The sequence below is a fragment of the Nonomuraea sp. NPDC049028 genome (assembly GCF_043197735.1).
Classification (GTDB): Bacteria; Actinomycetota; Actinomycetes; order Streptosporangiales; family Streptosporangiaceae; genus Nonomuraea.
Window position 1 is genome coordinate 318,375 of record NZ_JBICTR010000012.1, and the last position, 22,925, is coordinate 341,299.

At 70.3% G+C, this 22,925-nt stretch carries 19 protein-coding genes; 9 read left to right on the forward strand and 10 right to left on the reverse strand.

Annotation, left to right across the window (positions count from 1 at the left end; all coding sequences use genetic code 11):
- Positions 1-3: 3 nt before the first annotated feature.
- From ACGFJ2_RS42905 to aceB, 5 genes are all read right to left on the reverse strand, one after another.
- Positions 4-750 (reverse strand): IclR family transcriptional regulator, encoded by a 747-nt coding sequence (locus ACGFJ2_RS42905; RefSeq protein WP_393478523.1) that lies wholly within the window; start codon positions 748-750, stop codon positions 4-6.
- A gap of 25 nt (positions 751-775) precedes the next feature.
- Positions 776-1,993, reverse strand: coding sequence for a heterodisulfide reductase-related iron-sulfur binding cluster (locus ACGFJ2_RS42910; RefSeq protein WP_358174350.1), 1,218 nt, complete (start codon positions 1,991-1,993; stop codon positions 776-778).
- A 27-nt stretch (positions 1,994-2,020) separates the two neighbouring features.
- On the reverse strand, positions 2,021-3,208 hold the full coding sequence (locus ACGFJ2_RS42915; RefSeq protein ID WP_393478307.1) for an FAD-binding oxidoreductase: 1,188 nt from the start codon (positions 3,206-3,208) through the stop codon (positions 2,021-2,023).
- Complete coding sequence (locus ACGFJ2_RS42920; protein ID WP_393478310.1) at positions 3,208-4,659, reverse strand: FAD-linked oxidase C-terminal domain-containing protein; 1,452 nt, start codon at positions 4,657-4,659, stop codon at positions 3,208-3,210. Before ACGFJ2_RS42920 ends, ACGFJ2_RS42915 begins: the two co-directional genes overlap by 1 nt.
- A 159-nt stretch (positions 4,660-4,818) precedes the next feature.
- A complete protein-coding gene (aceB, locus tag ACGFJ2_RS42925; RefSeq protein WP_357947130.1) occupies positions 4,819-6,396 on the reverse strand; it encodes a malate synthase A in 1,578 nt (525 codons plus the stop codon).
- Positions 6,397-6,551: 155 nt separating this feature from the next.
- On the opposite strand from aceB, the gene ACGFJ2_RS42930 reads away from it, so the two are divergent.
- From ACGFJ2_RS42930 to ACGFJ2_RS42950, 5 genes are all read left to right on the forward strand, one after another.
- Complete coding sequence (locus ACGFJ2_RS42930) at positions 6,552-7,241, forward strand: DUF4097 domain-containing protein (protein ID WP_393478312.1); 690 nt, start codon at positions 6,552-6,554, stop codon at positions 7,239-7,241.
- An 83-nt stretch (positions 7,242-7,324) separates the two neighbouring features.
- Complete coding sequence (gene hflX, locus ACGFJ2_RS42935; RefSeq protein ID WP_357948121.1) at positions 7,325-8,737, forward strand: GTPase HflX; 1,413 nt, start codon at positions 7,325-7,327, stop codon at positions 8,735-8,737.
- Positions 8,738-9,189: 452 nt separating this feature from the next.
- On the forward strand, positions 9,190-10,398 hold the full coding sequence (locus tag ACGFJ2_RS42940) for an amidohydrolase family protein (RefSeq protein WP_393478315.1): 1,209 nt from the start codon (positions 9,190-9,192) through the stop codon (positions 10,396-10,398).
- Positions 10,399-10,411: 13 nt separating this feature from the next.
- The gene (locus ACGFJ2_RS42945) at positions 10,412-11,224 is read left to right on the forward strand and encodes a DegV family protein (protein WP_393478318.1); all 813 of its coding nucleotides are present in this window, start codon (positions 10,412-10,414) and stop codon (positions 11,222-11,224) included.
- 781 nt (positions 11,225-12,005) lie between these two features.
- Entirely contained in the window at positions 12,006-12,647 is a 642-nt protein-coding gene (locus tag ACGFJ2_RS42950) for a helix-hairpin-helix domain-containing protein (RefSeq protein WP_393478320.1), read from the forward strand.
- Positions 12,648-12,674: 27 nt separating this feature from the next.
- On the opposite strand, the gene ACGFJ2_RS42955 is transcribed toward ACGFJ2_RS42950, so the two are convergent.
- Entirely contained in the window at positions 12,675-12,848 is a 174-nt protein-coding gene (locus ACGFJ2_RS42955; RefSeq protein WP_393478323.1) for a hypothetical protein, read from the reverse strand.
- 211 nt (positions 12,849-13,059) lie between these two features.
- On the opposite strand from ACGFJ2_RS42955, the gene ACGFJ2_RS42960 reads away from it, so the two are divergent.
- Positions 13,060-15,600, forward strand: a complete 2,541-nt coding sequence (locus ACGFJ2_RS42960; protein WP_393478326.1) for a ComEC/Rec2 family competence protein — start codon at positions 13,060-13,062, stop codon at positions 15,598-15,600.
- Between the two features lie 720 nt (positions 15,601-16,320).
- Here the strand turns inward: ACGFJ2_RS42960 and ACGFJ2_RS42965 are convergent.
- The 4 genes from ACGFJ2_RS42965 to ACGFJ2_RS42980 all read right to left on the reverse strand — a co-directional run bounded on the left by ACGFJ2_RS42965 (position 16,321) and on the right by ACGFJ2_RS42980 (position 19,480).
- Positions 16,321-17,211 (reverse strand): hypothetical protein, encoded by an 891-nt coding sequence (locus ACGFJ2_RS42965; RefSeq protein ID WP_357947147.1) that lies wholly within the window; start codon positions 17,209-17,211, stop codon positions 16,321-16,323.
- On the reverse strand, positions 17,208-17,486 hold the full coding sequence (locus ACGFJ2_RS42970; RefSeq protein ID WP_393478330.1) for a hypothetical protein: 279 nt from the start codon (positions 17,484-17,486) through the stop codon (positions 17,208-17,210). Before ACGFJ2_RS42970 ends, ACGFJ2_RS42965 begins: the two co-directional genes overlap by 4 nt.
- Before the next feature lie 400 nt (positions 17,487-17,886).
- Entirely contained in the window at positions 17,887-18,714 is an 828-nt protein-coding gene (locus ACGFJ2_RS42975) for a helix-turn-helix transcriptional regulator (RefSeq protein WP_357947153.1), read from the reverse strand.
- Between the two features lie 208 nt (positions 18,715-18,922).
- The gene (locus tag ACGFJ2_RS42980) at positions 18,923-19,480 is read right to left on the reverse strand and encodes a TetR/AcrR family transcriptional regulator (RefSeq protein WP_357947156.1); all 558 of its coding nucleotides are present in this window, start codon (positions 19,478-19,480) and stop codon (positions 18,923-18,925) included.
- 70 nt (positions 19,481-19,550) lie between these two features.
- Between ACGFJ2_RS42980 and ACGFJ2_RS42985 the strand changes: the two genes are divergently transcribed.
- From ACGFJ2_RS42985 to holA, 3 genes are all read left to right on the forward strand, one after another.
- A complete protein-coding gene (locus ACGFJ2_RS42985) occupies positions 19,551-20,249 on the forward strand; it encodes an alpha/beta fold hydrolase (RefSeq protein WP_393478333.1) in 699 nt (232 codons plus the stop codon).
- 160 nt (positions 20,250-20,409) lie between these two features.
- The gene (locus ACGFJ2_RS42990) at positions 20,410-21,849 is read left to right on the forward strand and encodes an ankyrin repeat domain-containing protein (RefSeq protein ID WP_393478336.1); all 1,440 of its coding nucleotides are present in this window, start codon (positions 20,410-20,412) and stop codon (positions 21,847-21,849) included.
- Positions 21,850-21,911: 62 nt separating this feature from the next.
- Positions 21,912-22,883: a DNA polymerase III subunit delta gene (gene holA, locus ACGFJ2_RS42995; protein ID WP_357947163.1), complete on the forward strand. Its 972-nt coding sequence runs from the start codon at positions 21,912-21,914 to the stop codon at positions 22,881-22,883.
- Positions 22,884-22,925 lie beyond the last annotated feature (42 nt).

The window sequence follows — 22,925 nt, forward strand, 5'->3', positions numbered from 1 at the left end:
GCTTCAGCTCCCGCCGGCCATCGGGCTGAGCTCGGCGCCGAAGTCGAGCGCGAGCTTCCGCATGGCCCCGGCCAGCTCCTCCCGGTCGAGGGCGTCGATCCGCTCCGCCGGGCCCGAGACCGACATGGCCGCCACCACCCGGTTGCCGTCGTGCACGGGCACGGCCAGGCAGTGCACGCCGAGCTCCTCCTCGCCCAGGTCCATGGCGTAACCGCGGTCCCGGACCAGGCCGAGTTCGGTGAGCATGCCCTCGGTGTCGGTGATCGTGTTGGGGGTGCGGCGCGGCATGCCGGTCCGTACGAACACCGCGACCGCCTCCTCCGCCGGCCGCCCGGCCAGCAGCACCTTGCCCACGGCCGTGCTGTGCGGCAGCACCCGCCGCCCGACCTCCGCGAACATCCGCAGCCTGCGCGGCGACGGCACCTGCGCCACATAGACGATGAAGTCGCCCTCCAGCACCGCCAGGTTCGCCGTCTCACCCGACAGCGACACCAGCTTCGACAGGTACGGCCGCGCCCACACCCCGACCATGCTCTCGGCGATGCCGCCCAGCCGCACCAGCCCGCCGCCCAGCGCGTAGCGCCGGTCCGACTCCTGGCGTACGTAGCCGCGGGCCAGGAGCGTCTGCAGCAGCCGGTGGATCGTCCCGAACGGCAGCCCGGTCTTGGCCGCGATCTCCGACAGCCCCGCCTCGCCACCGTGTTCGGCCAGCGCCTCCAGCACGTCGAGCGCCCGCTCGACAGACTGCACGCTCACCCGCCCAACCCCCGTCCGGTCAAAGGGACACCCCGCGCAGCGACGCGTCCAGCACCTCGGCCGTGTGCGCCACCCTGATCCGCGCGCCACCGCGCCGCATCGCGGCGGCGATCTGCATCGTGCAGCCCGGATTCGCCGACACCAGCAGCTCCGCGCCCGTCGAGGCCACCGACTTGGCCTTCCGGTCGCCCAGGTCGCGGGCCGCCTCGGGCTGGAAGATGTTGTACGTCCCCGCCGAGCCGCAGCAGATGGCCGACTCCGGCACCTCTCGCAGGTCCAGCCCCGGGATCGCCTTCAGCAGCTCGCGCGGCTGGGCCCGGATCCCCTGCGCGTGGGCCAGGTGGCAGGCGTCGTGATAGGCCACCGTGACGGGCAGGGGATGCCGGTCCGCCACCGGTCCCAGCTCGACGAGGAATTCCGACAGGTCCAGCACGCGGAACCCCGGCTCGCTGCCCAGCAGCTGGCCGTACTCCTTCATGGACGACCCGCACCCGGCCGCGTTGACCACGACCGTGTCCACACCGGCCCTGGTGAAGGTCCTTACCGTGCGCCGCGCGAGCCGCCTGGCCTGCTCCTCGCGCCCCGAGTGCACGCTGAGCGCCCCGCAGCAGCCCTGGCCGGGCGGGATGATCACGTCGCAGCCCTCCAGCGCGAGCACCCGCGCGGTGGCCGCGTTGACCTGGGGGAAGAACTCGCCCTGCACGCACCCGGTCAGCATGCCGACCACGGCCCGGCGCGGCCCTCTGGCCCGGACCAGCCGCGGGATCCGCTGCCTGCGCCCGACCCGGGGTGCCAGCCCCGCCATCGCCCCGAGGCTGGGATGCACCCGCTCCAGGAACGGCGCCATCCGCTCGGCCAGCGCCATCCCGGGGCGCAGCAGCCGCAGCCGGCGCGGGTAGGGGAACAGGCTGAACACGATCTCCCTGACCGCCCGTTCGCGCGGCTCGCGCACGTGAACCCGCTCGACCTCGGCCCGCGTCTGCTCGATCAGCCGGTCGTACTGGACGCCCGACGGGCAGGCGGTGACGCACGCCATGCAGCCGAGGCAGGCGTCGAAGTGCCCGGCCATCTCCGGCGTCACCGGGGTGCCCTCGACGTGCTGTTTCATCAGGTGGATCCGGCCGCGCGGCGAGTCCATCTCCTCGCCCCACAGCGTGTACGTCGGACAGGTCGGCAGGCAGAACCCGCAGTGCACGCAGTCGTTGATCAGCTTGGGGTCGATACCGCCGGACGTCATGCCAGATGCCTCCTGGTTACCGCTCACTCAGATGCCGCCGATGAACCGGCCGGGAGACATCCGGCGCTCCGGATCGAACCGCTCCTTGACCCGCCGCATCAGCGGCAGCGCGCTCACCGGCCCCCAGCGGTCCACGCCCTCGTACGGCGCGGCCAGCACGGTCACCCGGCCGCCCAGCGGCGTCAAGCGCTCCCGCAGGCCGGACACGACCTCCGCGAAGTCCGCAGGCGGTTCGGCCGTGGGCTGGAGCCAGACCCGGCCTGCGACGGGCGAGCCGCGGAGCGAGAGCCCGGTATCGCGTACCTCCGCCAGGACGTCGCTCGTCCGCGCGGGCGGGAACCGCAGCTCGATCAGGAGCTCGTCGTCGCTGATCAGCCCCCACCAGGCGGGTGCCTCGTCCGTGACGGCGCCCGCGCCGATCGCCTTGCGCAGCGCCTCGGCCCGTTGCCCGGCGGCCGAGCCCTCGACCAGCACGGCCAGCGTGATCGGCGCGTCCCCGCCGGGCCAGTCGAGCTCGACCGCGCTCGGCTCGGCCTGGGAGGCGGCCAGCATCGCGGTCACCTCCTGAACGTGCCGCTGGGCGAGCTCGGTCACGACATAGCGGTGGTCGGCGGGCAGCGGGTGCAGCCGGAACGTGGCCTCGGCGATGACGCCCAGGGTGCCGTACGAGCCGGTGAACAGCTTGCCCAGGTCGTAGCCCGCGACGTTCTTGACCACCCGGCCGCCCGACTTGGCCACGGTCCCGTCCGGCAGCACGACGGTGATGCCGATGAGCAGGTCGCGGGCCGTACCGTAGCGGAAGGCGCGCGGCCCGGCCGTCGCGGCGGCCAGCGTGCCGCCGACCGTGGCGCCCTCGGCGAACGGCACGTCCAGCGCCAGCTCCTGCCCCTGCTCGGCGAGCGCTTCCGCCAGCGCGTCCATCGTCACCCCGGCCTGGGTCTTCACCACCAGGTCGCCCGCGGCGTGCTCGACGACCTCGTTCAGGCAGCACAGGTCGAGCAGGACGTCACACCGCTCGGGCGGGTGGCCCCAGTGCAGCTTGGTGCCGCCGCCCACGGGCACGACCGCCAGGCCGGCCTCGGCGCAGGCGCGCAGCACGGCCGAGATCTCCTCGACCGACTCGGGCAGGGCCACCACCCCCGCTCGCACGCCGCCCACGACGTCGTCCGGCCCGGCCTCCCTGACCGTCACGCCGGTCCGCTCCAACTCGTCCATCAGAACTGCTCCGCCTGCCCCGAGGCGACCAGCGGATGGACGCCCTTGCGCACCCCCGGCACCTCCCCGCACAGCCGCGGCGTGGGGAACACCTTGCCCGGGTTCGACAGGCCCTTCGGGTCGAAGGCGCAGCGGACGAGCTGCATGGTGTCGAGATCGTCCGCGGAGAACATCCTCGGCATGTACTTCGCCTTGTCCACGCCCACCCCGTGCTCACCGGTGATCGACCCGCCGTGCTCGATGCACAGGTCGAGGATGGCGCCCGAGACCGTCTCGGCCCGTTCGCCCGCCCCCGGCTCCGCGTCGTCGAACAGCACCAGCGGGTGCAGGTTACCGTCGCCCGCGTGGAAGACGTTGGCCACCCTGATCCCGTACTCCTCCGACAGCCGGTCGATGGCGGCCAGCACCTTCGGCAGCGAGGTGCGGGGCACCACGCCGTCCTGCACGATGTAGGCGGGGCTGATGCGGCCGACGGCCGCGAACGCCGACTTGCGGCCCTTCCAGATCGCCGCCCGCTCGGCCGGGTCGTCGGCCGTGCGCAGCTCGAACGCCCCCGAGCAGATCTCCTGCAGCCGGGCGAACTGCCGGGCGACCTCCCGCTCCGGCCCGTCGAGCTCCACGATCAGCACCGCGCCCGCGCCCTCGGGATAGGAGCAGGACACCGCCGCCTCGGCCGCCTCGATGGCCAGCGCGTCCATCATCTCGATCGCCGCCGGCACGATGCCGGCGCCGACGATGGCCGACACCGCCCGCCCGCCCTGCTCGATGCTCTCGAACGCGGCCAGCACTGTGGTGACGGCCTCGGGGGCGCGGCTCAGTCGTACCGTGATCTTGGTGGCGATGCCCAGCGTGCCCTCCGAGCCGATGAACGCCCCGAGCAGGTCGTAGCCGGGATCCATCCGGTCGAGCGTCACCAGGTCGCCGTCGGGGGTGACGATCTCGCAGGCTTCGATGTGGTTGACCGTGAAGCCGTATTTGAGGCAGTGGGCGCCGCCGGAGTTCTCCGCCACGTTGCCGCCGATCGAGCAGACCTGCTGGCTGGAGGGGTCGGGGGCGTAGTAATAGCCCTGGTCGCGGACCGCCTCGGTGATCGCCAGGTTGGTGACGCCCGGCTCGACGACGGCCCGGCGGTTGGGCAGGTCGATCTCCAGGACGCGGCGCATCTTGGAGGTGACGATCAGCACGCCGTCCTGGCGGGGGAGCGCCCCGCCGGACAGGCCGGTGCCGGAGCCGCGGGCCACGAACGGGACTCCGAAGTCGTTGCAGGCGCGGACCACCCCGGCGATCTGCTCGGCCGTCTCGGGCAGTACGACGACGCCCGGGGTGGCTCGGTGGTAGGTCAGGCCGTCGCACTCGTAGGTGCGCAGGCGTACCGGGTCCGTGATCACCGAGTCGGCGGGCAGCAGCGCGCGCAGCGCGGCCGTCAGCTCGTCGAGCGGCTTGTCGACCATGGCGCCCCCCTTCTGTCGGCCATCCTTGGTCCTACCGGGCTCTCGGTCACCCTCGGTCATACCCGGCTCTCCGCCATCCTTGGTCATACCCGGTCAATCGCACTACCTTTCCGGATATATCCGGCGCTGGCCCGCCGGATATATCCGGAAATTTCGTGATTACGGCATGCGGGCATATGCGGGAAGCGTCAGGAACTCGGCGAAGTCGTCGTCCAGCGCGACCTCCTTGAACAGCGCCGTGGCCTGCGCGTACAGCAGTTCGTCGTAGCCCGGCTCGGCCGCGATCTTCGCCAGCTCCTCCGCGATGATCCGTTCGACCAGCTCCTTCGTCACCGTCGCGCCCGTGTCGGCGAGCGTGATGTCGTTGTGGATCCACTGCCAGATCTGCGAGCGGGAGATCTCCGCCGTGGCCGCGTCCTCCATGAGGTTGTGGATCGCCACCGCGCCGAGCCCGCCCATCCAGGCGGCCAGGTAGCGCAGCGCCACGTCCACGTTGGCGCGCAGCCCGGCCTCGGTGATGTCACCCGGCGTCTCGGAGACCGCCAGCAGATCGGCGGCCGAGACCGAGACCTCCTCGCGCGTCCTGTCGAGCTGGTTGGGCCGCGACCCCAGCACGCCGTCGAACACCTCGCGGCAGATCGGCACCAGGTCGGGGTGCGCGACCCAGGAGCCGTCGAAGCCGTCGCCCGACTCGCGCGTCTTGTCGGCCCGCACCTTCTCCAGAGCCGTCGCGTTGACCTCGGCGTCGCGCCGCGAGGGGATGAACGCCGCCATCCCCCCGATCGCGTGCGCGCCCCGCTTGTGGCAGGTCCGGACGAGCAGCTCGGTGTACGCGCGCATGAACGGCGCGGTCATGGTGACCGCGTTGCGCTCGGGCAGCAGGAACTCCCGGCCCCGGGTGCGGAACTTCTTGATCACGCTGAACAGGTAGTCCCAGCGGCCCGCGTTGAGCCCGGCCGAGTGGTCGCGCAGCTCGTAGAGGATCTCCTCCATCTCGAACGCGGCCGGGTACGTCTCGATCAGCACGGTCGCCCTGATCGTCCCCTGGGGGATGCCCAGCAGGTCCTGGGCGCGGACGAACACCTGGTTCCAGAGCCGCGCCTCCAGGTGCGACTCCATCTTCGGCAGGTAGAAGTACGGGCCGCGCCCCTTGTCCAGCTGCCGCTGGGCGCAGTGGAAGAAGTAGAGCCCGAAGTCGAACAGCGAGGCCGACACCGGCCGCCCGTCCACCAGGGCGTGCTTCTCGTCCAGGTGCCAGCCGCGCGGCCGGACCACGATGGTGGCCAGCTCGGCGTCGGGTTTGAGCGCGTACGTCTTGCCGCCGGTCTCGAAGTCGATCGTCCGGTCGAGCGCGGCGCGCAGGTTGAGGTGGCCGCTGACGCAGTTGGCCCAGAGCGGGGAGTTGGCGTCCTCGAAGTCGGCGAGCCAGACCTTGGCCCCTGAGTTGAGCGCGTTGATCGTCATCTTGCGGTCGACCGGGCCGGTGATCTCGACCCGGCGGTCCTCCAGCCCCGGGGCCGGCGGCGCGACGCTCCAGTCGCTCTCCCTGACCTCCTTGGTCTCCGGCAGGAAGTCGAGCCGGCCGCCCGCCGACAGCTCCGCCTGCCGTACGCGCCGGGCTTCCAGCAGCTCCTGGCGGGTCGCGTCGAACTCCCGCTGCAGGCTCTCCACGAAGGCGAGCGCCTCCGGCGTGAGGACCTCGTCGAAGCGGTCGAGCATCGGGCCGGTGATCTCCATACGCCCCTTCTTCCATGATGTGGAAAATTGGTTCTGGATTATGGAAGTGAAGCTACTTCATGGGCGGTCCCCGGTTCAAGGTGGGGGTCCCCTGGGGGAGGGTCAGGGGGAAACCCCGATGTACGGCATCCCCTGTGCACGCGAGGATCTGTCTCATGAAGACGATCGTGATCGCGGGTGGCCTTCTCGCCTCGGCATTACTGCTGACGGGCTGCGGGCTGAAGGACCTGGCCGGCCCGACCAACCAGGACACCGTCACGTACCAGGTCACGGACAAGGTCGCCAAGCTGCAGCTCAAGAGCGGCTCCGGCGACACCGTGCTCACCGAGTACGACGGCACCGCCGTGCGGGTCACCGAGACCCTCCAGTGGCGCAACGAGAAGCCGAAGGCCGAGCACAAGGTCGACGGGGACACGCTCTCCGTGTTCTACAGCTGCCCCAAGGGGTGGGACAGTTGCACCGTCAACTACAAGATCGAGGTCCCCAAGGGCCTTCAGATCGACGCCGACACGGGTTCGGGCGACATCACCATGAGGCAGCTGACCGGGCAGATCGAGGCCAACGCCGGCTCGGGGGACGTGGACGCCAGTGGTCTCGGGAGCAAGAAGATCTACGCCGAGGCCGGCTCCGGCAGCATCGACCTGAAGTTCGCCGTCGTGCCCGACAGCGTCGAGCTGGAGTGCGGCTCCGGTGACGCCACCCTGCGGGTTCCGGCCGGTGCCTATGATGTGAAGACCCAGGTCGGATCGGGCGACGTGCAGGTGTCGGTCGACAAGGACGCGGCCTCTCCGCACAAGGTGTCGCTGACCACGGGCTCGGGAGACATCAGCGTGTTGCCGGGATAACCAGGTGATGGCATGAGGGATGTCATGTCACCATCGGGGAAGACACTCCGGTGTTCAGACGTTGCCTATTAGAGATGACACGAATGCACGAATACTCCGCGCTTGACGAGTTCGAGACCGGCGAGATGGACCTTGAGGAGCGCCAGGCACTGCGCCGCGTGGCGGGCCTCTCCACCGAACTCCAGGATGTCTCCGAGGTCGAATACCGGCAGCTGCGGCTCGAGCGGGTCGTCCTGGTCGGCGTCTGGACCTCAGGCACGGCGGAGGACGCCGAGAACTCCCTTCTTGAGCTGAAGCTCCTGGCCGAAACGGCCGGTTCGGAGGTCCTCGAGGGCCTCATCCAGCGCCGTCAGAAGCCCGACCCCGCCACGTACATCGGATCGGGCAAGGCGCTCGAGCTTCGCGACGTGGTCGAGTCGACCGGCGCCGACACCGTGATCTGCGACGGCGAACTGGCCCCTGGCCAGCTCCGCCAGCTGGAGGAGACGGTCAAGGTGAAGGTCATCGACCGCACCGCGCTGATCCTCGACATCTTCGCGCAGCACGCCAAGAGCCGTGAGGGCAAGGCTCAGGTCGAACTGGCCCAGCTCAGCTACCTGCTGCCCCGCCTGCGTGGCTGGGGTGGCAACCTGTCCCGGCAGGTCGGCGGACGCGCCGCGGGCGGCGTCGGCATCGGCGGCCGTGGCCCCGGTGAGACCAAGATCGAGCTCGACCGGCGCCGCATCCGCGAGCGCATGGCCAAGCTGCGTCGCCAGATCAGCGGCATGTCCACCTCGCGCGACACCATGCGCCACCGGCGCAGTCGCAGGGAGGTCCCGGCCGTCGCGATCGCGGGTTACACCAACGCCGGCAAGTCCTCGCTGCTCAACCGCGTCACCGGCGCGGGTGTGCTGGTGGAGGACGCCCTGTTCGCCACCTTGGACCCGACCGTACGCCGGGCGCACACGCCCGACGGCAGGCTGTTCACGATCGCCGACACGGTCGGCTTCGTCCGCCACCTGCCGCACCAGCTGGTCGAGGCGTTCCGCTCCACGCTGGAGGAGGTGGCCGACGCCGACCTCATCCTGCACGTGGTCGACGGCGCTCACCCCGACCCCGAAGGCCAGCTCGCCGCCGTACGCGAGGTCTTCGCGGACATCGAGGGCGCCTTGGACATCCCCGAGATCGTAGTGATCAACAAGGCCGACGCCGCCGACCAGGAGGTGCTGGACCGCATCGCCAGGCGCGAGCGCGACAGCATCGTGGTCTCGGCGCGCACCGGTGCCGGCATCGCCGAGCTGATGGCACTCATCGAGCGTGAGCTGCCCAGGCTCGACCACGAGGTCGTGCTGCTCGTGCCGTACGACAGGGGTGACCTGATCTCGCGGGCCCACAAGGAGGGCGAGGTGCTCTCGGTGGACCACGTCGCGGAGGGCACGGTCCTGCACGCGCGCGTGCTCCCGAGCCTGTTCCAGGAGCTGGAGCGGGCCGGCAAGCCGGTCGAACGCGTCTCCTAGAGGTCGCATCGGGCAGCTCTTGGTGGTTGTGAGGGGCCGGAACCCCCAAAATCACTGCGGAGCTGCCCAAAGGCGGCAGTGGTCCCTGAACGCTGGGATTGCTAGGATAAGCCGAGTCTTACGACACTAATGGCACGGGTTTCAGATGATCGCTGCTGCGAGTCAGGTCGCGTGCGGGGGCCACAGGGGATCGATGGGGCTGAGTGGCGGTTGGGATGAGTGGGCTTCTTTCCGAATAACCCTGTACAGCAAGCCCAGCTGTGAAATAACGTAACTGAACTGAAATCGCCGGATCATGAGTCTGGCGATACGGTCACCGCACAGCCATAAGCGGATGAGATCAGGAGACCCCCCATGTCGTCCGGACCCGGAGCCGACTCAGTGGGCGCGGCGGCAGCCGTGCGCTGCTGTGCACTGTGCTCAGCTGGGGGATCCCGCGGGGCGGTGATGCGGTGACCGTTCGGCTCCTGACCAACATCGGCCGCCTCTGGACCGGCAACGAGGTCCTCAGCAACGCGGCCATCCTTGTGCACAACGACCGGATCGCGTGGGTCGGGCGAGCGCCCGACCTGCCGCAGAGCGTGCCCGGCGTTGTCGACGACATCGTCGACGTGGACCACGTCGAAAACCTGGGCGGGGCGCTCGTCACGCCCGGCCTCATCGACGCGCACACCCACCCCGTCTACGCGGGCAACCGCTACGCCGAGCTGGAGATCCGCACCGGCGGCTCCACCTCCTCGGCGATCACCGCGGCGGGTGGCGGCGTGGGCTCGACCGTCACCGTGACCCGCGGCACCGACCCGTGGACCCTGTGCAACGGCGTCCGCGAGCGGCTGCGCGGCTGGCTGCTCAGCGGCACCACGACCGTCGAGGCCAAGACCGGCTACCACCTCACCCGCGACGGCGAGCTCGCCGACGTGCGGCTCCTGCGCGAGCTGGAGAAGGAGCCGATGATGCCGCGGGTGCACGTCACCTTCCTCGCGGCGCAGGTGGTGCCGCCGGAATACTTCGGCCGGCAGCGCGAATACGTCGAGGCCGTGGGCGCCTGGTGCGCCGACGCGGCCGCCGCCGGCGCTGACAGCGTGGACGTCTACTGCGACGAGGGCCACTTCACCACCGAGGAGTCCCGCTGGGTGCTCGCCTCGGGCCGCAACGTCGGCCTGCTGCCGCGTATCCACGCCGGTCTCTACAGCCGCCGCGGCGCCGTTCAGCTGGCCGCCGAGCTCGGCTGCGCCTCCGCCGACGGGCTGCACCACATGTCCGAAGAGGACATCGCGATCATGTCCCGCTACGGCGTGCCCGCCGTGGTCTGCCCCGCGACGGCGCTTCAGCGCGGCCACCTGCCGCCGGTCCGCCAGATGATCAAGCACGGTGTGCAGATCGCGCTCGGCAGCGACCACAACCCCGGCTACTGCGGCATCACCTCGATGTCCCTGGTCATCGCGATGGCGGTGTCGGCGTTCGGGATGAGCGTCAACGACGCGCTGCGGGCGGCCACGCTCGGCGGCGCCACCGTGCTGGGCGCGCCCGACCGCGGCGTGCTGGCTCCCGGTCGCCTCGCCGACATCGTCCAGTGGGACGCCGACCACGAGGGCGCCTTCGCCTGGTCCTTCGGTCTCAAGCCGCGCCGGGTCTGGCGGGGTGGCACTCCGGTCCAGTAGTTGATCTCGGACTATGCCGTCATCGGTGTTCGTGGTCACGGATTCAACCGCTTACCTGCCTCCGGTGCCTGGTGTCGCTGTCGTACCCGTACAGGTGACTTCCGGCGGTCTTTCGTACGACGAGGACTCCTTCACCGGTGACCTGTCGTCGGCGACCACGTCCAGACCCGCACCCGCGCGCTTCGCCGCGTGCTACTCATCGCTGGCGGCGGGCGGCGCTTCGGCCGTGGTCTCAATACACCTTTCCGGCGATTTTTCCGGCACAGCCTCCGCCGCCCTGCTGGCCGCCAAGGAGTCCCCGGTACCGGTGGAGGTCATCGACAGCCGCTCGATCGCCATGGGCCTCGGCTACCCGGTGCTCGCCGCCGCCCGTACGGCCGCGGACGGGGGATCGCCGGCGGACGTGGCGACGGCGGCCCGGCGGTGCGCCTTACGGACCCGGACGTACTTCTACGCCGACACGCTGGAGTACCTGTGGCGAGGCGGCCGAGTCGGGACGGCGGCCTCGCTGGTGGGCTCGGCACTGCTGATCAAGCCGTTGCTGCACCTGGTGGATGGGCGGGTCTCGCTGCTGGAGAAGGTACGGACCGCGACCAGGGCCATCGCCCGGCTGGAGGACCTGGCGGTGGCGGCCGCGGCGGGCAAGGCGGAGGTACGGGTCGCCGTACAGCACCTTGGGGCGCTGGGACGGGCGGAAGGGCTGGCCGAACGACTGGTTAAGCGCCTGCCTGGGGCGGTGGAGATGCGGGTGGTGGAGGTGGGAGCGGTTATCGGGGTTCATGTGGGTCCCGGGATGCTGGGACTGACGGTCACCTCGGCCGACTAACGCGCTGCGGCCTCGCCTCCTGCCGCACACACCGCCTGGCAGTGGCGTATCACGAGCGGGCCGGCCGGCCGCGCCTCCCACGGTCGCGGGCCCTTCCCTTCCGCGCTCGCGGCACGGCACGCGGCCGAGTGCGCGATCACGGCACTCGCCGCCGGGAGATGCAGCCTGTAAGAGACGTCGGGCACGCGGAGCCATGCCGACACCCACGCCTCACTCCCGTCACTGTGGCACCTCCTGCTGGGCGAGACCAGCTTCAGGTATGGCAAGCCGGGCAGGATCGGGCCTGCCACCGTTTCCGCCGTGGACAACCTGTCTCGTCCACAGGGCAGGCTGATCGTGGCTCGGTTGTCCCCAGAACCTCGTTCACCGGCCTGCGGGCCCCTGCCGCTCTCGTACGTTCGCTGGCGTGCGCAACCACGATGCGACAGCCGAGCGGACCATCGCCGAGTCCCGCCTACGGTCGCTCACCAATCCCAGTCTGCCCGGCGGCGCACTCCAACACCCGCACGACCCGACTCCGCAGCCCGGCCGAGCCCTGCACGAAGGGCCCGTCCGGCCAGGCCCAGCCCTGCGCGAAGCGGCCGTGAGACCAGGCCCAGCCCGGCAGGAGACGCCCGTGAGGCCGGACCGAGCCTCACCTGGGACGCCCGTGCGGTCAGGCCGCGCTTCCACCCCGCACGAGCCGACTCAAAGGTCTGGCCGAGCGGCGGTCTCTCACGAGCCGACTCAGAGGTCTGGCCGAGCGGCGGTCTCTCACGAGCCGACTCAGAGGCCGAGCCGAATGACGGCCCCGATCCCGCCCTCGTTCGAGGCCTTTCGCCAGGCCGTCACCACCAAGCCGCCCGCCTCGCTCGACCCCGGCAGGCCGGGCCTGCGCATCCTGATAGCCCTGGCCGTCCTGACCGCGGTGGTGGCGGGCGTGATCGCGTGGCGCTCCCAACCCACCCCAGAACCCTTCCCCGCCCCACCCCCCAGCCCGCCGGGACCCGCCGCCCCATCTCCCACGGCCAAGGTGACCGTCCACATCACCGGCAAGGTCCGCAAGCCGGGCCTCTACACCCTCGCCATGGGCGCCAGGGTGGCCGACGCGGTGACGGCCGCAGGAGGTCCCGTCCGCAGCACCGCCATGTCCTCGGTCAACCTGGCCCGACGCCTGGTGGACGGCGAACAGATCGTCGTAGGTGCCCCACCAGGCTTCGCACCCGGCCTCGCCTCAGCCGACCCCGCCACCACGACCCTCGACCTCAATTCGGCCACTCCCGACCAACTCGAACAACTCCCCGGCGTGGGCGAGGTCCTGGCGGCCCGCATCGCCGACTTCCGTACCGCACACGGCGGCTTCACCAGCGTCGACCAGTTGCGCGAGGTCAGCGGCATCGGCGCGAAGAAATACGAGGAGATCAAGGGAAAGGTCCGCGTCTGACATGTCCCACAGCCTCCCCTCCCCATCTCACTCCTGGTCCCTGGCCCTGCCCGCCCTCGCCACCTGGGCCGCCACCCTCACCCTCCTGAACTTCTCCCCGACCACAAGCTTGATCGTCTCCGCTGCGGCCATCGCGGCCGTGCTCCTGACCGTCCTGAACTTCTCGCCGACCACGAGCCTGATGGTCTCCGCCGTAGCCACCGTGTCCGCACTCGTGACCCTCCCCAGGCGTTCCCGTGTTCTCCAAGCGGGCTCAGTCACTGGGATCGTGTCCGGTCGCACTTCCTCGAGAGCGGTTGTTCAGGGGGCTGTCCGGCGGTTGTGGCGCAACGTGGCCATCGCGACTCTTATCTGCGTCGCCGCGACCTCAGCCTCAGTGGCCCTGCGCGTCCACGCCGTGAACACAGGCCCGGTGGCTGACCTGGCAACCCGCGGAGCGCAGGTCACCGCCCAGATCACCCTCACCGACGATCCGAAGATCAGACGCCACCGAGGCGGCCGCTTCACCCAGGACCGCATCGTCGTCCCCGCCACCCTGACCGTCCTCCAAACCCCAGCCAGCCTTGGATCGCCGCTTCGGCGGGGTGCGGCCGGCAGAGCGATCGCGGTGAACACCCCTGTCGTCGTCTTCGCCCAGGGCCCCGAGTGGAGCAGCCTCCTCCCGAGCCAGAGCCTGGAAGTAACCGCTCGCCTGGCACCGGCAACCCCGGGTGACCTGATCGGCGCCGTCCTCCTCGTACGAGGGTCACCACGCGTCCTCACGTCCCCGTCGTGGATCCAGGCCGCGGCAGGCACCCTCAGGGCGGGTCTACGGACGGCCGCAGACGTACTCCCGGCAGACCAGCGCGGCCTCCTCCCAGGCTTGGTCGTGGGCGACGTCTCCCGCATGGACCCACAACTCACCGCCGACCTCAACGAAGCAGGCCTGAGCCACCTGAACGCGGTTAGTGGCGCGAACCTCGCGATCGTGGCCAGCGCCGTCCTGGCCCTCTCCCGCCTGGCCGGTTTCCCGCTCGCCCTGAGAGCCGTCCTCGCCGCCATCGCGATGATCGCCTTCGCCGTGGTGGCCAGACCCTCGCCCAGCGTCCTCCGAGCCCTGCTCATGGGTATGACCGCCGCCATAGCCCTGGGCACCGGCCGGACCAAGGACGGCGTGGCGGCCCTGTCCGCGTCGATCCTGCTGCTCATCCTGTTCGACCCCGAACTGGCTCGTTCGTACGGCTTCGCCCTGTCCGTCTTCGCGACCGCCGGCATCCTCCTCCTGGCTCCCCGCTGGCGAGCCCACCTCACTGGCCCCGACCCGGAAGAAACCCCCGCCCACGCTGACACCCACGACCACTCCGCTGCCGAGAACCCCACTCCCACCTGGGCCGACGCTGCCAGCCGGCTCCGCGACTCGGCACCATACGGCGCCGTCGCGTCCGATCCAGCGGGCCGTGGTGCCGGCGGGTCGGGTTCGGCGGGTCGTGGTGTGGTCGGGTCCGATTGGGTCGTTGGTGGTGCGGCCACGTCCGATTCAGCGGGCCGTGGGGCCATCGGGTCCGATTCGGTGCTTCGCGATGGCGTCGCGTCTAATTCAGCCGCTGACTCGGCAGCGTTTGGTGCCTTCACCTCCGACTCGGCACCTCACAGCGACGACGCCGACACACCTGATGTCGTCCTCGAGTCCCAGGAGCCGCCCTCTGCCCCGATTCGCTCATCGCCAGGACGAGGTCGGCGCCGTCTGCGGCTGCCTCGGTGGGCGGCGGAGGCGGTGGCCGTGTCCGCTGCGGCGCAGGCCGCTGTGACACCGGTTCTCGTGCTGATGTCCGGCCAACTGACCCTGGTGGCCATACCCGCCAACCTCCTGGCGGGCCCGGCAGTGGCGCCGGCGACCATCCTCGGGTTCGTCGCCGCGTTGGTGGCTCCCCTCTGGCCGCAGGCAGCTCAGTGGCTGGTCATCCCGGCAGGGTACGCCGTGGGCTGGATCATCCTGGTCGCCCAGTGGGCCGTGAGCATGCCACTCGCCACGCTCCCATGGCCGGGCGGTCTTCCGGGACTCGGGCTTCTGATGGTCGCCGTGGCTGTGATGATCCCCGTGCTCAGACGCCGTACCTGGAGAACGGCGGCCCTCACGATGGCCGCCGCGGCTCTCGTGGTCGGGCTCGTGGTCCGCCCCATGGCCAAGCCCTGGCCGCCCCCGAACTGGCTCATGGTCGTCTGCGACGTCGGTCAGGGCGACGGCATGGTGCTGGCGGCCGGTCCCGGTCGTGGCATCGTCGTCGACACCGGCCCGGACCCCGTCGTCATGGACCGCTGCCTGCGCAGGCTGGACGTACGCGACGTACCCCTGCTACTCCTCACCCACCCGCACGCAGACCACGTGGACGGCCTCCCCGGCGTACTCAGGAACAGGCGTGTCGGCGCGGTCATCGTCAGCCCGCAACGCGTCGCCCCGCAGGAGAGCAACCGCATCGCGACCATCCTCGCCCGCCACCGGATTCCCGAATGGACACCTTCCTCGGGCAGTCGCTGGCAACTGGGCCCGTCCGAGATGACCATCCTCGCCCCCGACCCGGCCCAGGGTGACGCCGAGGGGCAGGGGGAAGGCAGCTTGATCAACAACTCCAGCGTCGTGGCGCGCGTACGCTGGCGAGCGGGCTCGGCCCTCCTGAGCGGCGACATCGAAACCGAGGCTCAAGACGCGCTGCTGCGGCGCCTCGCCCCGCGAGCGGACGTACTCAAGGTCCCGCACCACGGCTCGCGGCGACTGGACCCGGCCTTCTTCGCGTCCGTAGGCGCTCGCGCGGCGCTGATCAGCGTAGGAGCCGACAACGACTACGGCCATCCCGCTCCGTCCACGATCGCGCTCCTGCACCGCCTCGGCGCCCGCGTCTACCGCACCGACCGCGCGGGCGACCTGGCGGTCATCGACCAGGACGGACAACTGGCGGTGGTCGCCCGCGGCCCGTAGCCGGCACCGGCCGTGGATCAGTTACCGGTTACCGGTCCGGCTACCGGCTACCGGTTACCGGTCCGACTACTGGCTACGGCCGGTAGTCGGCACCGGTCCGTTCCAGCATGCCGTTCTGCGGGGCGCCGGACAGGAAGGAGACGAAGGAGGGGTGAGAGCTGACTGCGATCCGATCAATGGCTGTGTCGACGGAGGCCTTTTGATGGATGCGGCAGTGAAAGGCATCGGAATGAAGTTAGGCATCGGATCTCGCGGACGAGTACCGAGCGTGAAGGCGGCGGCCGTCGCGTCCACGAAGGCGGTGCGTCTATGAAGGCGGTCGTCTGCGGAAGTGGTGCGTCTGCGGAAGTGGTGCGTCCACGAAGGCAGTGCGTCTGCGGGGGCGGTGCGTCTGCGGAGGCCGCGACAGCAATGACGCCTGCTAAAGCAAGGCGCCCGCCCAGGCGAAGGGCGCTCGCCCCCCTCCCGGCGAGCGCCCCTTGTCTGGGCGGGCGCCTCCGGCGCGGGCTCAGGCGGGAAATTGGCTCAGCACGTAAAACGGCTTAGCAGGTACCCGGAGCATTTGCAGCTCACCGCATACAGGGCTCGGCACGTCGGTGCCTCGGCAGGTGAATGGCTCGGCGTGTCAGTGACTCACGAGCTCAGCGGCTTGGCAAGTGAACGGCTCAACACGCAGTGGATCACTACGTCGGTCGCCCGGCAGGTCAGTGGATCGGCGCGTCACAGTGATTGCCGGTACGCGAGCCACGTCCTCCCCGCGCCCGCCATCCTGGCCCGGAACTCGCGCCTCTCCTCCGGCCCGTACCGAGCCTTGTAGGTGCGAAAGCGCGTCCACAGTGCGGCCAGCCCGATCACCGCGTCCGGGGGTGCGGACGACCACGACGGTACGCGGGACAGCAGTTCGTCCACCTCCGCTGGGGTGTGTCCGGCTTCGACGAGGTGGGGGGCGAGCATGGCCGCGTCGATCCAGGCCGCGCCCCGAGCGGAGAATGACCAGTCGATCGCGTACACACGGCCCTGTGAGATGAGCATGTTGTTCGAGCCGAGGTCGTAGTGGAGCAGCGTGTTGCCGCGGAGGTCGCGCGGTTCGAAGCGTTCGATCGCGGTGTCGTACAGGTCACGGTCCGCCGGGATGCCCTTGTCGCGCAGGTGGGAGTGCTTGGCCAGGAGCGGCAGGATGTTGTCGATGACCGGCGCCGCTCCCCGGGGACAGGGTGTGAGCAGGGCGCCGAGCAGGGACACCGTGTCCAGGACGGCGGGCAGGTCGGGGGAGCCGGGTGTCAGGTCGACGTGGCGGCTGTTGTCGTTGATGTACTCGAACACGGCCACCAGCCACCCATCCTGCTGCCCTCGCCACAGCAGGTGCGGTGCGGGAGCCTCGTCGGGCAGCACGTTCGCCGTCCAGGACTCCGTACGGTGTGCCTTGGCAGCGGGCCCGGATGCCTCGACGGCCTTGATGAACACGCTGTGATTCTCGGTCTGTAACCGGGCCGAGATGCCGGGCATGGTGCCTTCGCCGGCGGGCTCCGCCTTGATGACCGGGCCGCCGCATTCGAGTTCTACCGTTTCGCGCACGCTCGCCGGGAGGTCTTCCCATTGCTGCCGGGTCATCGTAATCCTCCATTTCCGGAGACGTCGGCGCAGCCCGAGTACCACTGGCCGCGTCTGCCGTCTGAGATCCGCAGTTCGGCGTCGAGCGGGAGAGCGGGGGTGCGCATGGTTTGTGCGGCGGCGGCGGCTCGCTCGGTCGCGGGGCGGAGCGCTGCCCCGGCCAGGTCGTCGGTGCCGTCGTCGCGTACGACTCGCCCGATCGGCTGATCGAGCGGGCCCTGGTTGATGAGGTCGCACGGGCGGGTCAGGGCCGGCGGGTCCAGCAGGGGGATCATTGCCGTGCTCCAGCTATGGGGGGACACGCGGAGATTGTCCGCGGGTAGCGCGGATGGGTGTGCGGTGGCGTCCGCGGGTACCGCGATCGGATATGTGGAGGTGCCTGCGGGTAATGCGGATGGGTGCGTGGTGATGTCCGCAGATAGCGCGATCGGACGTGCGGTGGTGTCCGCGGGTGACGCGATCGGACGTGCGGAGATGTTCACCGGTAATGCGGGCCGGTGTGCGGAGGTGTCCGCAGGTGAGGCGGTGGGGGACACAGCGACTTCCTCACGGAGGTGGTGCTTGCTTGCGGCGGCCGGGGTTTGGAAGTCCGGAGCCTTCCGGCCGCCGCGAAGTGGTCCGCCTCGAAGGTACGAATCAGCGTTGTGGCCGCTCAAGTAAGTTTCGAAAAGTTTCTTAAAGATCTGGGCGAGCCGCGTCGATACAAGACAGCGCGAGCGGCCCGTAGACGGCCACTTCTGCCAGTGCGGTGAACGCCTTTTCGTAGACGGCGACGTCGTCCGGTTTCTTGATCCGGAACTGCGCGGCGACACCGTCGACCCGGACCTCGGTGGCGTCGTACAGCCAGAAGTTCTCCGGCGGCATGACGGGCGGTTTGCGGCTGTACGGGAGGATGCCGAGGCTGACGTAGGGATTGTCCCGGGTGTAGGTGGCCAGCCGGTCGAGCTGGGCGTTCATCCCGGCGGGGTTCACCATGGGGGTGCGCAGCGTCTGCTCGCCGAGTACGAACACGAAGCGCCGTACACCCCCGAGCGACTGCTGCTGCGCCATGCGCGCCGCCACGGCTCGGTCCAGGTCATCGGTTATGCCGCGGAAGGAGATGATCGTGGACAGGTGGGCGCGGGCGTACGCCTCGGTCTGCAGCAGGCCGGGCACGGTGGAGTGCTGCCACACGCGTAATCGGGTGGTGCGCTCGTACAGCGGGATGAACGCCTCCTGGACCTGGCCCAGTCCATTCCGCTCCAGGCGCCGCCATTCGGTGTAGAGCGTGTCGATATGGCGGGCGGCGGCGAGCAGGTCGGGTATTTCGTGTTCGGCTCCGCAGGCGGTGGCCCAGGCGCGGATATCGTCGTCGCTCGGGACCTGCTGGCCGTTCTCGATTTTGGAGATGCGGGACTTGCGTCCGCGCCACCCCATGGCCTCGGCCAGGCGGTCGCCGGTCATTCGCCGACCGTCCGCGGTGTGGGCGGTGCGTAAATCCTTGAGCCGGATAGCGAGCGACATTCGCGCTTCCATGATTGTGCTGTGACTTGTCACGGGCCACCTCGGCTTGGGTGATGGAGTTTGCTTCGAAGCTACGCCCGGGTTCGGCCCTCCGTCTGTAGGGTTTCTTGAAAATCATGAAGAAACCATTGAGCACGGTTCGGCCGGATGTGACCGCTGCTTTCGGCGAAACAGCAGCGACTCAGGCCAATTCGGCGGCCCGCGAGTCTCACCGCGCGCGGAGCAGGTCGAGGAAGGCGGTGAAGGCCGCATCGGTGCGGGCGGTGTCGCCGGTGGCGTCGGTGTCCATGAGGAGCCCGCGGACAACGGCGAGCGCGACGGTGGCCAGTGCGGGTGCCGCCGCGCCATGGTGGGCGCGCAGCCCTTGTTCCAGGACCGCGAGCCAGTCGGTGGTTGCGGCTCTGCGGAAGTCGGGCCACAGGGCCTGCCCGTCGGGCGTGTTGTGGACGGCGCCGAACAGGCGCAGGTAGGGCGCGCCCTCAGGGCCGGTCAGCACCCGCCAGGCTCGGGCGAGGGTCTCCTCGTACGGTTCGTCCCTTGGTGCGAGCGCTTTTCCGAAGAAGCCGAGCTGCCGTCGCCGGGCCTCGTCGAGCACTTCACGTAGGAGCCGTTCGCGAGTGCCGAAGTGGTAGATCAGCATGCGCGCCGTGGTGCCGGCGGCTTCGGCGAGCGGGGTCAGGCTGGTGGGCAAGCCGCGAGCCAGCACGTGGTCGGTGCAGGCGTCGAGGAGCGACCTTCTGATGTCGGGCTGTGGCTTGCGTCCCATGACCTTCCTTTGACGTAATGCGCGTTACGCATATTATCGTGCCCAACCGACAGGGAAGATCCGGGAGGTCATGGTGCGGGTGGTGTTCGTCCACGGGGCGTGTGTACGCGACGGGACATGGTGGTGGCACCGGGCCGCCGGCGAGCTGGGGGCGCGCGGCGTTCCGAGTTCCGCTCCGCCGCTGCCGAGTTGCGGGGAGACGGGGCGCGCGCCCAGCGGGAAAGGGCCGACCCTGGAGGACGACGTGGCGGCCGTGCGCGAATGGCTGGCGGCGGACAAGCAGCCGACGATCGTGGTCAGCCACAGTTATGGCGGTGTTGTGGCGAGCGCCGCGGCGATAGGGCTGCCCCAGGTGCGCCATCTGGTGTACATCGCAAGTTTCCTCCCGGAGGTGGGCGAGAGCCTGGCATCGTTCGGCGACGGGACGCCCGCGCCGTACCTGGACTTCGGCCCTGACGGCACCTTCGGCGTGCGCGCCGAGCTCGCCACGCAGACTTTCCTGCAAGACTGCGACCAGGAGACGGTGGAGCAGGCGCACGCGCGCTTGGTACGGCAGAGCGCTGCCGTCATCACCGCCCCGGTCCAGGCCGCGGCTTGGAAACAGATCCCGTCCACCTACGTCGTGTGCGCGCAGGACAACGGCACTCCTCCGGCGTCGCAGCGCGCCCAGGCCAAGCGGGCCACGCGCGTGGTCGAGGTGGCCACGGGGCATCACCCCTTCCTGGCCCAGCCGGATGTCGTCGCCGGGCTCGTCCTCGATCTGACCTGAGCCGGGCTCGCTGTCACGGCGTAGGGTGGGTGGTGCGCGCTCAGGGCGCCACCGGTCCGCGGACAGGGCTAAGCCCACCTGATGCTCATCGAACGACCCGGCCCGACCTCTTTTCCGGCCTGATCATGCGGACGCCAGGCCAGACGGAAAGGAGGCCCTCGTGCCCATCCATCGCCTGCCCGACAACCCCAGCCTCGAACGGCTCCGCAAGCAGGCCAAGACGCTCCTCCAGGATGCGAAGGCGGGAGTTCCTGAGGCGCTCGGGCTCGTCGCCGAGTTCCATCCCCGAACGCCGGAGGCGCTCAAGCTGGCCGACGCGCAACTCGTCACCGCCCGCATGTACGGCTTCGCGAGCTGGCCCAAGCTCAAAGAACACCTCGGCACCGTCGAGCGCTACTCCCGCTCGCCGCACCGGGTCGCGCCGAGCCAGGAGTTGCCGGAGGAGTTCCTGCGGCTCGCCTGCCTCACCTATGGCACGGACTACCCGGGCCGGACCGCCGACGCCGACCTGCTGCTGGCCCGGCATCCGCAGTTGTCCACCGCGAACGTCTTCACCATGGCGGCCACCGGCTCGGCCGATGCGCTGGCCGACGTGCTGGCCGAAAATCCGGGGCTCGCGCGCGAGCAGGGCGGCCCCTTCGGGTGGGAGCCGCTGCTGTACCTGGCCTACGCGCGGCTCGACGCTCCCGGCCGGTACGTGCCCGCCGCCCGGCTCCTCCTCGACCATGGCGCCGATCCGAACGCCGGATTCCTGTGGGACGGGCTGACCTCGCCGTTCACCGTACTCACCGGCGCATTCGGTGGGGGAGAGGGCCACCAGCCACCGCATCCGCAGGGCCTGGCGCTGGCCAGGCTGCTGCTGGAGGCCGGGGCGGACCCCAACGACAGCCAGACCCTCTACAACCTCGGGCTCGGCGGCGCCCGCTCCGATGACACCGCCCACCTTCAGCTGCTGCTGGAGTTCGGCCTGGGCCGGGGCGCGGGCGGTCCGTGGCATGCCCGGTTGGGGCCCACGCTGCAGTCTCCACAGCAGATGCTGCGCGACGAACTGGCCACTGCCGCGCTGCGCGGCTGCCCGCGGCGGGCCCGGCTGCTCCTGGCACACGGCGCGGAGGTGGACGGCCTGGGCGGGCATCCGGCGTACGGCGGGCGCACCCCCTACGAGCTCGCCCTGCTGAACGGGCACACCGAGATCGCGGAGTTGCTCGCCGGGGCAGGCGCCTCGGCGGTACTGGACGAGATGGAGACCTTCACCGCCGCCTGCATGCGCGCCGACGCCGACGCGGTGGCCGGATTCGGCCCGGAACCGCTGGCGCGGGCGCTCGAACGATTCCCCGGGCTGATCATCAGGGCCGCCGAGCAGCGCAAGCCCGCGGCGGTACGGCTGCTGGCCGGTCTCGGCTTCGGCGTGAACCACCTGCATCGATCCACCCCGCTGCACGCGGCGGCCTGGAACGACGACGTCGAGACGGCCGAGACACTGATCGAGCTCGGCGCCGACCCGGCGATCAAGGACACGGCGTACGACTCGACCCCGCTCGGCTGGGCCGAACACGGCGGCATGCACCGCGCGGCGGCGTACTTGCGAAGTCTGGAGTGAAGGTCCGGTAACCGTCGTCGTCGAGTACCGGCTTGTCGGTGCCGCATGGCATGCTGCACGACATGGCGGCAACAGATCCAGCACTCGTGACCTTGGTCGTCGGCGACGAGGAGCTGCTGGCCGAGCGGGCGGTCAGCGAGGTGATCGCGGCGGCGCGGGCGGCCGCCGGCGGCGCGGAGGTGCACGATCTCATCGGCGGGAAGGTGGCGCTGGGGGAGCTGACCCAGCTGACCTCGCCGTCGCTCTTCGGTGATCGTTCCGTGGTGGTGATCCGGTCCGCGCAGGATCTCGTCAAGGACGTCATCGCCGAGGTCGTGAAGTACGTGGCGCAGCCCTCCGACGACACCGTGCTCATCCTGGTCCACCCGGGCGGGGTGAAGGGCAAGGCGCTGGTCGACGGGGTCAAGAAGGCGGGGGCGCGAGTCGTCACCGTCAACAAGGTCACCAAGGCCGGGGAGCGGCTCGACTTCGTCAAGGGCGAGATCAAGCGGGCTGGGCGCGGCATTTCGAGCGATGCCGCGCAGGCGCTGCTCGAGGCGGTGGGCAACGATCTGCGGGAGCTGGCTGCGGCCTGCAACCAGCTGGTGTTCGACACGGAAGACAAGACGATCAACGCGGCGGCCGTGGCCCGCTATCACAAGGGGCGGGCCGAGGTCACCGGATTCAACGTGGCCGACTCGGCGCTCGAGGGGCGGCTGGCCGAGGCGCTGGAGCAGCTCCGCTGGGCGCTCGGCACCGGGGTGGCCCCTGTGCTGCTGGTGAGCGCGCTGGCGGGCGGGCTGAGGGGCCTGGCCAAGGTCGGCGGAGCGCCGCGCAACCTCAGGGGTGGGCAGTTGGCGAGCCATCTGGGCATGCCGCCTTGGAAGATCGACCGCGTCAAGCGGCAGCTGAACGGCTGGGGTCCGGAGGGCCTGTCACGTGCCATCCAGGCGGTGGCCGACGCCGACGAGCAGGTCAAGGGCGGCGGCGCCGACCCGGCGTACGCGCTCGAACACACGGTGCAAGTGATCGTCGCCAACCGTACGGGCCGGTAGCCGCCCGTGCGGGAGAGTGAGTGCCACCCGCCCCGATAACCG